Annotated in this window: 9 protein-coding genes; 7 read left to right on the top strand and 2 right to left on the bottom strand. The window is 52.7% G+C overall.

What is annotated here, in order from left to right; all coding sequences use genetic code 11:
• The first annotated feature begins 510 nt into the window (after window positions 1-510).
• A complete protein-coding gene (locus P9L94_20310; protein MDP8246437.1) occupies window positions 511-3864 on the top strand; it encodes a hypothetical protein in 3354 nt (1117 codons plus the stop codon).
• 33 nt (window positions 3865-3897) lie between these two features.
• Here the strand turns inward: P9L94_20310 and P9L94_20305 are convergent, their stop codons facing one another.
• The gene (locus P9L94_20305; GenBank protein MDP8246436.1) at window positions 3898-4350 is read right to left on the bottom strand and encodes an ATP-binding protein; all 453 of its coding nucleotides are present in this window, start codon (window positions 4348-4350) and stop codon (window positions 3898-3900) included.
• Between the two features lie 193 nt (window positions 4351-4543).
• Here P9L94_20305 and P9L94_20300 point away from each other — a divergent pair, with 193 nt between their 5' ends.
• From P9L94_20300 to P9L94_20280, 5 genes are read left to right on the top strand one after another with little or no spacing between them, the layout of a single operon-like run.
• On the top strand, window positions 4544-5914 hold the full coding sequence (locus tag P9L94_20300) for a hypothetical protein (protein ID MDP8246435.1): 1371 nt from the start codon (window positions 4544-4546) through the stop codon (window positions 5912-5914).
• A 13-nt stretch (window positions 5915-5927) separates the two neighbouring features.
• Complete coding sequence (locus P9L94_20295) at window positions 5928-6785, top strand: fumarylacetoacetate hydrolase family protein (protein ID MDP8246434.1); 858 nt, start codon at window positions 5928-5930, stop codon at window positions 6783-6785.
• 10 nt (window positions 6786-6795) lie between these two features.
• Complete coding sequence (locus P9L94_20290; GenBank protein ID MDP8246433.1) at window positions 6796-7674, top strand: metallophosphoesterase; 879 nt, start codon at window positions 6796-6798, stop codon at window positions 7672-7674.
• A 1-nt stretch (window position 7675) separates the two neighbouring features.
• On the top strand, window positions 7676-8656 hold the full coding sequence (gene hemB / locus P9L94_20285) for a porphobilinogen synthase (protein MDP8246432.1): 981 nt from the start codon (window positions 7676-7678) through the stop codon (window positions 8654-8656).
• A gap of 9 nt (window positions 8657-8665) precedes the next feature.
• Window positions 8666-9556 (top strand): sugar phosphate isomerase/epimerase family protein, encoded by an 891-nt coding sequence (locus P9L94_20280; GenBank protein ID MDP8246431.1) that lies wholly within the window; start codon window positions 8666-8668, stop codon window positions 9554-9556.
• A 173-nt stretch (window positions 9557-9729) separates the two neighbouring features.
• Here the strand turns inward: P9L94_20280 and P9L94_20275 are convergent, their stop codons facing one another.
• On the bottom strand, window positions 9730-9912 hold the full coding sequence (locus P9L94_20275; protein ID MDP8246430.1) for a hypothetical protein: 183 nt from the start codon (window positions 9910-9912) through the stop codon (window positions 9730-9732).
• 191 nt (window positions 9913-10103) lie between these two features.
• Between P9L94_20275 and P9L94_20270 the strand changes: the two genes are divergently transcribed.
• Window positions 10104-10748, top strand: coding sequence for a prepilin-type N-terminal cleavage/methylation domain-containing protein (locus P9L94_20270; GenBank protein MDP8246429.1), 645 nt, complete (start codon window positions 10104-10106; stop codon window positions 10746-10748).
• Window positions 10749-10769 lie beyond the last annotated feature (21 nt).

The following is a 10769-nucleotide window of genomic DNA, read 5'->3' as shown; positions in this document are numbered from 1 at the left end:
TGTATCAGGCATGGGTACAACTCTGCTTGCTTCAGTGCGGGCTTTCAAGCCCTTATGCACAGGCGCTCCCAGAGTTTCACCCATGCCTGATTGGGTTGTCATTTTTTGAAATACCGGAGCCTGTTTCTGAATAAAAATTATGCCCATCCATCAATGTAAGTACTCACTTACCGGATGAACCTTATTTTATATAACCGCAGCCTCATTTTATATAACCGCAGCCTCACCTTCTTCAGCACCTGAAATCTACGTCCACTAAATAAAAAGGGCTTTCATTTGCGAATCCGCCCAAATGAATCGACATTGGGCGCAGCGTGCTGCGCCCCTACTTTAAATTATGAGAAACCTCCTCCGCATTTTTTATTGGAAAATTACAGTAAATGTAACTAAAATAGCCTAGATGAGGCGGATTGGCCTCAGTTTTGCACTATAAATATGTGATTAGGACTCGACTTATAGCGTTTCCTGTCGATAACGATTATGATGAAATCTCATTTTGCGAGGGCCTTCGTGAACCAGGACGGCAGATTTACACAGAGCCTCACAGGCTTCTATCTATTTGTATTTTCTATTGTTATCGCATCAAACAGCGCGTTGTCCGCGCCCATGTTTGAAGCCCAATCTCTGCTGGGGATTGCTGCGGTCGCTCAGATTGAAGACGCGACCCTCGACACCATCATCGGCACTGGGCAAACGGGCTATAACGGCGATAACATCCCGGCAAATCTTGCCCGATTAAGTTTCCCTCAAGATGTAGCCCTCCATCCTGACGGCAGTTTGCTGATTGCTGACCTCAATAACCATCGCGTACGCCGCTATGACCCCGAAACAGGGCTAATCAGCGCGTTCGCTGGCAACGGTATCAACGCCGCAACGGGCAACCTGCAATTTGCTGTTGACGCTTCGGTTACGTTTCCACGCGGCATTGCGGTTGACGACAATGGTTTCGCTTATATTTCTACCGCACATCAAATTCGCGTCGTGAACGCTGACGGCGTGATTGATCTGTATGCAGGTTCAACCGTAGGCAATAGCGGCGACGACGGCCCGGCGCGTGAAGCGCAGTTCCGCATCCTGGGCGGCCTTGCCGTCGACCTCGACGGCGGCGTTATCGTTGCCGATATCCTCAATCACAAAGTACGCAAAATTCGCCCGGACGGCATCGTGGTTACGCTTGCCGGGACCGGCTTGCAAGGCAGCAGCGGCGACGGTGGTTCGGCCACACTCGCGCAATTAAACGGCCCGGTCGACGTGGCGGTGCATCCGTCAGGCGATATCTATATTGCAGAACGCCTGGGAAACCGCATCCGCGTGATTCGCAACGGCGTCATCTTTACTGCCTACTCAAACGAAATTGACCCGGCCTTTTTCGGGCCGCGCAGTATTGCCCTGCTCAATGATTTATTTTTGTATTTCTCATCCGACGACCAAACCGTAAGACGGCGCAATTTGTTTACCGGGTTCGTGGAACGAATCGCGGGAACAGGCCAAGCGGGATTTGCAGGCGATGGAGAAGAAGCGATTATCGCCTTGTTGAATGGCCCGGTCGGCATCGACGTCAGCGACGACGGCACGCTATACATCACCGATTCATCGAATAACCGCATTCGCAGCGTCAAGAACCCGCTCGACGATATTCTGCCGACGCCGACGCCGTTGTTCACGCCGGTCCCGACGCCAACGCCAACCGTCCCGGCGACAGTGTTCCCCACACGGACGCCGCGCGACCGTACGCCGACGCCAACCGTGACGCGCATACCAACCTTTACGCCGACAGCCACGCCGACGCCTTTCCCTGAAGGACAGTTAGCGCCCGATATCGCCAGCGGGATTTCACCAAACGCGAATTATGAATTCTTCACGAACCAGACATCGGTTAATGTCCCATTCGACCCATCCACGGGCAAGTCAAAAATCATGCTCTCATCCAGCCCGGATGGAACCGGCACGATCCTGACGCGAGACACCATTGGAATTTCCGTCACGCAGCCAAGCGGGACAATTGAAAGCACAACCATCACCTTTGCAGACGTGAGTACGCCCAAAGCCGCACAAGATATCAGTGCGCTATTTACCGAAGGGCGGCACACGGTCAGTGCGCGGTTGATTGATTCAAAAGGCGCAGGGTTCTCAAGTTTTGCGCTCTATGTTGTTGTTTTCACATCGCCAGTCATGGCTGACTTGCCGGATATACGCGTTTTAACAGAAGAAACCGCAAGCAACGTCATTGACTTGGATGACTTTATTTATGACCAGGATACGCCGACCGAAGACATCATCTGGTCAGTGACGGCCCCCGACTCTGAACTGCCGCGTTTGTTAAGAGGCTCCGACAACAAACTGTCCGTCGAAAGCGGACTGGTTCCAAGAGAAAAAATCTTTCAAGTCGGCGCATCAGACGGCCTGTTTCAAGTAGAGCAATCCATACGGGTCAAGACCTCGACCTTCCGGCTGCAAAATTTCATCTTGCCCAATGCGCCCTTGATGCAAGACTATGCCTACATCTCGCCCTTGTCGCTCTTGTTTATGACAGAACCAGCGGGCGTTAATATCGCTGATGTTCCATTTGACGCAACCTTCACCCATGACCAAGGGCTGGAAGCGGCCCATGCAGCGCACGGCGAATTGTTTTTGTTCCCGGAGTTTCCCGGCGAGCAGGTGACGCAACCGCTAACCGTCACATTTTTAGGCAAGCGTAAAAGCAATCCCAACGATTTTGACGGTGTGATTGTACAAACCGCCTCTAGCGTCCCGCCCGGCGACGGCAATGCCGTACGAAATTACAATTTCTCAGCGAATCATTTAGAGCAAACCACTTGGGTGGATACCGCGCCGGACGCAACGGCGGGCGATGTGTTTCTCGGCCCCATTCCACCGGAACCCGCAACCGAGATTACCGACGGCTGGGGCGTCAACTACATTATTGATCCCGGCGAAACCAGCACCCTCTTATCGGAGCCGATTTTTCTGCCTCCCGGGCAGGCGACGATTTCGATGTGGTTCGCAGTTGAAAAATTGGATTTAAATAATAACGACATGCCGACGGTAATGTTGGCCCTGGCGGAGAACAGTTCCAACCTTTCGCTGACCTCTGTTACGCGGCAAGAAATCATAGGCGACAGCGTCTATCAATTTTTGAGCACGTCATACAATGTGATCGGGCCGTCTGTTCGCGCCTTGCTGCAAATCACGGGGACGCAAGCCTCCGGCCGCGCGGAAATTTATGTCGATAACGTCCGGGTCTACCCTGCCCGGCGCGACATCGACCTCGCGCTCAACGACACTCGTTTGCCCGTTCAATTTGACGGCGCATTTGAAACCATTCTGCGCGGGCTAGGCGTTTTGGTGTCGGTCAACGACGCCGCTTCGTTTGGTAGTTCGGCCTTTTTGACCAATGAAGCCAATCGCACCATTTATCCCGGCGGGTTGAACCAATCGCTAGTTCTTTCTCTGGACGAACCCACTTCAGCGTTGCAAGTTGAAATCGGGCCCAATCCATTAGAAGATGATTTTTATCCAAAAGAGTTGACCACGCGCGTACACGTTAAAAAGTTGGTAGACGGCGGCGGCTTCTTTGCGCTTGGATTGCAAAACTTCAACCAACTCGCAGTCACGTTTATCTCGAATGACCGCCTGCCGGAAGATTCGTGGCATGAAGTGACCGCGACCGGCATCTTCCGTCAGCAGGGAGACATCGAACCCACCATCATCCTGCAGAACCGCAACGTGGAAGGCGCCATTCCCGGCGTGATTCTCGACGGCGCCATTTTAGCGGTTGATGACATTACGCTCGAAACATTTCAAGATTCAAAATTCTTGTGGGACCACGAACAATTGACGGATGTGTTTAGCGAGAACGACTAAGTAGGACGAAAAATACATCAAGCAGCTAGGCGGTCAGGAAACATCTTGACCGTCTAATTTTTTGACCATGGTAAGATAATTAAAATCCGCTTCGCGTTTGTAGTTCATTTCATCTAAAAACTTGTGCATGATAAAACGCCCCAATCCGCCAACAGTGCGCTTGCATATATCGTTTGACAAATTCGGGTTGGTGGGTTTGGATTGATCGAAGGGTTGTCCATCATCTTTGATGACGACGACGAAAGCGTCGCCTTCTTTTCGCCAGCGGATCCAAATTTGTCCATCGCTTTTTCCTTTGTATCCATAACAAGCGATGTTGGTGCAGGCTTCGTCAACGGCGGTTTCGAGCTTCCATAAGTTGCCGTCAACCATGCCGAATGCTTTGGCGGCGTCGCAAACCTGGCGGCAAATATTCGGCAACGCTTCGACGGTAGCCGGAAAAACGGCTTCGCTGTCTTTATGGTTGGTCATTGCCGATTCATTCATACGTATTACGTCTCATTTCTCCCCAATAATCCAATCCGGCATATCTCAAATTTTAACACATATCGTCCAAAGTGAAAAGCAATGATCTGACTATTTCGCTGACGTTCGATCAGTAGTAAGATGCAAACCATAATACAGTTTGAGATTTGTTCAACACAATTTTAGAGCATTTGATTTATTTTGGGGACGCAGAATGAACGGTGACGTATTTTATCGCCCGGCATCCGACTATAGCATCGTTGATAGTGTGAACGATTCATTACGTTTCACCACCCGCCGCTGTCTGATCGCCTATCGCGGCAACCTGTGCGCAAAATCAACCTTCGTTGATCCAAATGGCGACCCCGCCCGCTGGCATGAATTCGGCGAGTTAGAAGGCGTGGGCTGGGCGGCGAACGCAGTCGGCGGCGCACACCAGTTGCTATGGTTCTCCCGCGTGATGAACGAAAAACGCCTGCGCACCATCGGCGAATCGGTTTTGCACCATGCGCTCGAAGGCGGTTTCTTTCAAGACGACGGACGGGTGTTGCCTTACCGCGACGTCGCCAGCGATACCCACTACCTCAATTACATGCACTCGCCGGATTATGATTCCTGGTATTGCCCCGGCTCGCTGGCGCATATCTGCCTGCAATTATTATGGGCGTCGGATGAAGTACAAGCGCCCTTGCAGACGCGGCTGCGCGAGACCGCCGTCAAAACAGCGGATTGGCTTTGGAAAACCAAAACCATTCTCGACAACGGTTGGTATCCACGGCGCTGCAAACCCGACGGGACGCCGCATCCGTTGAATGTATGGGGCGACCCCGACCGTCAATATCACAACAGCGGCGACGGGATTTACCTGGTCTGGCTCTGGACCGAACTGACCCGTCGGGGCTACCGCGATTGCCGACAGGAAATCGAACGGGCGGCCAACGCGTTCCGCGACAACAGCGGCGCATTCGGCAGCATCAACCATGACACCTATGACGACCACGAAAACGTCGCCTACAGCGTTGCGTTTCGCTGCTTGGTTCGCGTTGCATCCTTACTGCGCGATTCTTCCATATTCGATTGGGCGCTTTCAAATTGCCTGCATGGCCTTGAACGATTCGAGATGAAAGACGACCGCAACGGCGTTATCACTAAAGGGCTGCTCTACATGGAAGACTCGTGGGACACCGCCTACCTGTGGGAGAACGCCGAAGCGGCATTGGCCTACCTCGAAGCGGCGCATTCGACCCGCCTACGTTCTTATGAACTCAAAGGCCTTACCATTCTGCGTACGGCAGCGTTGCATCATTACGGAACGCACGGCTTTCTCACCGAAGGCGTCGACTGGAACAACCACAATGGGCAATGGCGAAAAGTCGACGGCAAACTGTTTCCCATTCATGTGGATGGAGTACAATACGGCGCAGTGAAATATACGCAGCCGTTTTTGAACAACATGCACATCACCGCGCCGACGTTGTATTATATTGAAAACCTGGCGCGCCGAAATCACACCGATCGGGGAAACGAATTTTTTGATTGCGAAGACAACCGGCTGGCGGTTCTGCCGGACAATCTGATTTTATAATGGGGACAATAGGATGAAACGATTGGTATTCACAGTTGCCGCAATTTTAACATGCATCGTTTGTAACGCTGCGTTCGCCGACGGCGTCTTTTGCCGCTATGAATTTAATGGCGTCCACTACGGCAAAGTCGAAGGCGGTTGGGTCCACCAACTGACTGCGGCGCCTTGGGCCAATGGAACGCCGACTGGTCGCGTGGTGAATGTAAAAGACGCAAAATTCTTACACCCGAGCGAACCAAAAAAAATCTTCGGCATCGCAGGCAGCTATCGCGAAGCCTGGGTAGACAAAACACCTTTCAAAACCATCCGCTGGTTTTTGAAGCCGCCGTCGTCCGCTGGCTCGCCCGGCGACGAAGTGAAGTTGCCCGCGTCGTTGGATGAAGTGTTGGTCGAGACCGAACTGGTTATCATCATCGGCAAGCGCGTTAAAGACGCCTCCCTTGAGGAAGCCGAGAAAGCCATCTTCGGTTACTCCGTCGGAAACGACATGGTCGGCTCTGTCACGTCTTTCCATAAAATCAACGGCGAACCGTTAGATCAAGAAGAAACCCTATTGCCGCCAGGTTTAAAGATCGGCGATAAGTTTGCAACCTACGGCCCCTACATTCATCAGGGCGTCGATTGGAACAACCGCCTGCGCACGCTCAATGTATTTTCACCCGACGGAAAAACGCAGACGTACGAACATAACACATCGAACCTTTTGTTCCCGCCAGCGAAAATTGTGAGCGACTTGTCCCGCGTTTGCGTGTTAGAACCGGGCGACGTTATTTTTTCGGGAACCACTAAGGCGTTATCAGCATTTGCAGGCGACAGAGTGGTCGTTTCGATTGAAGGCATCGGCGAATTGGAAAACGTAATCACTGATTAGGAGAAATGAAATGGCTTGGTTAAGTAATCCCCCAACGCGCAGACAATTTATGCAAACCATCATCAGCGGCGCCGCAGCCTATTCCGTCATGCCGTCCAAAGCGGCCGGCGAAATATCGAAATGGGCGTGGTTGTCTGACACGCATATTCCCCAAAACAAACCAGACGGCTATCGCGGCTTTGATCCACAAGACAATCTGACCGCCGCTGTACCGCAAGTTCTCGAAGCCAAGCCGGAAGGCGTCGTGATAACCGGCGACCTGGCGCGGTTGGAAGGTTTTGAGGGCGACTACGCCATGCTCAAGCAAATCGCCAAACCAATGCTCGATGAACTGCCCGTCTGCATGGCGCTAGGCAACCACGACAACCGCGCGAATTTCACCAAAGCGTTTCAACCTCATATTCAAAACGCGCAAGAGGTCGCGAACAAACACATCGTGTCGGTCGAAACGCCCACGGCGCGGCTGGTCACGCTCGACTCGCTGCTCTACGTTAACAAAGTCGCGGGGTTGCTCGGCAAAGGCCAACGGGCATGGCTCGAAACATACTTAGAATCCATTGATGACAAGCCCGTCGTGTTGTTTGTCCATCACACGCTTGACGATAGCGACGGCAGCCTGCTCGATTCTGACTGGCTGCTGAAACATGTCGCATCTGTACCGAAAGTCAAAGCAATCGTCTATGGACATTCACACGTCTATCGCTTTGAAGAAGTTGACGGGCTTCATCTCATCAATCTTCCAGCGCTGGGTTACAATTTTAGAGACACGGACCCCATTGGCTGGGTGTTGGCTGAACTTCGTCAGGACGGCGTTGATTTAACCTTGAACGCCATTGGCGGCGATACCTCCAGCCATGGAAAAACCACTTCATTGAAATGGCGGTCGTAAGATGCAAAAACCGATGCTCCATCGTCCCCGGCGCTTGCGCATGAACCCGCGTATCCGCGACATGGTGCGCGAGACCCATGTCTCCGTAGACGATTTGATTTACCCGATGTTCGTCACATGCGAAGAAAATGCTGAAACGCCGATTCAATCCATGCCGGGGTGTTTTCAATACGGCCTCGGCAAGATCGGCGACGCCTGCAAGCGGGTGGAAGAGGCTGGCGTCCCGGCGGTCATTTTGTTTGGGCTTCCCGACCATAAGGACGCCAAAGGCTCATCCTCTTATGATCCGCATGGCGTCATCGCCAAGGCAATCGAAGCAATAAAAAAAAGTTGCACATCGCTGGTGGTGATGACCGACGTGTGTATGTGTGAATACACTTCGCACGGACATTGCGGCGTCCTGGAAGGCGAAAGCATCCTTAACGATGAAACCGTCGAGGTTCTCTGCAAAGAAGCGGTCATGCACGCCAACGCCGGCAGCGACGTCATCGCGCCTTCAGACATGATGGACGGACGCATCGCAGCGTTACGCGCAGCGCTCGACGCTGCGGGGCATATCTACACGCCCATCATGTCGTATGCGGTCAAATACGCATCGGGGTTTTACGGGCCGTTTCGCGACGCGGTTGAATCAGCGCCCTCGTTCGGCGACCGCCGTTCGCACCAGATGGACCCGCCCAACCGCCTCGAAGCGTTGCGGCAGGCGCGTATCGACGTTGAAGCGGGGGCGGACATCCTAATGGTGAAGCCGGGGCTTCCCTATCTGGATATCATCCGCGACTTAAAAAATACACTCGATTTGCCGTTGGCGGCGTATAATGTCAGCGGCGAGTATTCAATGATTAAGGCCGCTGCTGAAAAAGGCTGGCTGGACGAGAAGCGCGCCGTGCTCGAAATCATGAACAGTTTCAAACGCGCGGGCGTGGATATGGTTCTCACCTATCACGCGCTGGATGTTGCCCGCTGGCTGCAAGAAGACTAAGGACGCTTTATGGACCGTCGCCGCTTTATCACCCATAGCAGCGCCGCCGCAGGCGCCGCGTTGACGCAAAACGCTTCCGCGTCAGAAACGCACCCGGTCATCAATCGGACGCAACCAGCGGAACTGCGCCTCGCGTCACGCGAGTTCGTCATCCCGGGCGAAACCTTTGCGGAAAAACTCGACCGCTTGGAAGAATGGGGATTCGCCGCCATTGAACTCGACGGCGCCAATCTCCCCAACCGCGTCCAGGAAATCAAAACCGCGCTTCGCTTTCGTAATTTGGAAGTCGGCGCGGTCTGCTCGGGCTATGAAGGCGTGTTGGTGCATGAAGACCCTGAGATCCGCCGCAAAACGATGGATTCGATCAAAACCATTTTTGACGCCGCTGCGGAATTTTCGCCCAAAGGCTTAATCGTCGTTCCGGCGTTCAACGGACAGACGCAACTCTATTACGGCCCGGCGCGTGAAGCACTGATGGCCGTCTTGCCTGTCATTGGCGAACATGCGCACCAATGCGGGACCCGCGTTCTGCTGGAACCCCTCAATCGTAACGAGGCGCTTTATTTTCGCCAGCTCGCCGACTTCGCCCGCATTTGCAAAGAGATCAATCATCCTGGCGTCGCCATGATGGGCGATTTTTATCACATGGGGCTTGAAGAGCCGTGCGACTATGCGGCCTTTGTCGCTGCGAGAAAATATTTATACAACGTCCACCTTGGCGGCGGGCAATATCGGTTGCTACCGGGGCAAGACGACCGTGATTTCCGCGATGGATTTCGTGGATTGAAGGACATCGGCTACCGCCATTTTTGCAGCCTTGAATGTTTCCCCCAAAAAGAGCCGCTGGTTGAAATCCCGAAGTCGGTCGAATTTTTGCGCCAGCAATGGCGTGAAGCGTAGTTTAACACATTCATCATTGACTTAAGGCTCTGAGCCCAGGATTTTTGCCTCTCTTTTTAAGGGGGGGTGGCGCGAAGCGCCGGGGGGGATCAAGGTTTTCTCTCAAGGGCTGGCGTCGTTTCACTCCACCTTGCCCTTGGCACTCTTTTCTCGTTATGTATAGATAATAGATATTAGTTATTTAACCCCAATAGGCTTCCCATCTCTTCATTTGAAATGACACGGTCATTTCGTGAATCTTCCAAGCCCCTTTGCACCATGCGCTCAAAAGCCAACTCACGCATGATTTCATCATAGGTCGCATCGTCTGGTTGCGATCGGATCACTTCAGTCATTTTTTCTTTTATATCCGACATGTTAAGGTTTCCTTGTTTTTTTCTAAAATGAAATACATTTTAGCCTAATCTTATAGATAAACGAATTACAAAAACATGAGATGAGTTGAAGCCGTCATGACATCTTTTCACATACCCGCTAAACTATAAATTGATTCTATTCGTTATATTTGCAATACTATACGGTGTAACTCTTACGAGGGAGGCAGCGCATGTCGAGTAAAGGGTTTACGTTAATTGAATTGCTAATTGTCGTCGCGATCATCGGCATTCTTGCCGCCATTGCCGTTCCCAATTTTTTGAATGCGCAAATTCGCGCCAAAATCGCGCGCGGCTACGCAGACATGCGGTCGGTCGCGACGGGCATCGAACAACTTCGCCTCGATAAGGGAGTGCTTCCCGTCGACTGGTGGGATGATGACGACGAATTTGGACACCGCCGTCTGGAAGAAGTGTTCAATATGGTCGGCGCAGGCCCTGATTTTGAAGCGCGCGGCAAAGACGCCGTCTTGGCGCCGCTCACCAGCCCGATCGCTTATCTTTCGTCGATACCAGCAGACCCATTTCAAACCGGGCCGGAATTTGGCAGCCCTTATTATTATTATCTCGATAACGATCCCGAAAATTCACGCGAAGACCATGATTTTCCCGTCTTCAAGAGAGATACCGCTCGCCTCTACGGTAACGAATGGCTGCGTGAAGGCGAATGGGCGCTGGGCGGCATCGGCCCCGACAAAGCCTGGTATTCCGATCCGTCCGGGCGCGACGTGCGCGAATTTCGCGGGCTGCATTATCACACCAGCAACGGCCTCACCAGCCGGGGAGACGTAATTCTCTCCTCGCGTGGAATCCAATAAACAGTTACACTTTCATCACTC

Origin of the sequence: Candidatus Hinthialibacter antarcticus (assembly GCA_030765645.1) — a bacterium.
Taxonomy (GTDB): Bacteria; Hinthialibacterota; Hinthialibacteria; order Hinthialibacterales; family Hinthialibacteraceae; genus Hinthialibacter; species Hinthialibacter antarcticus.
The sequence above is the reverse complement of the archived record's forward strand: the minus strand, read 5'-3'. Positions and strand labels throughout refer to the sequence as shown.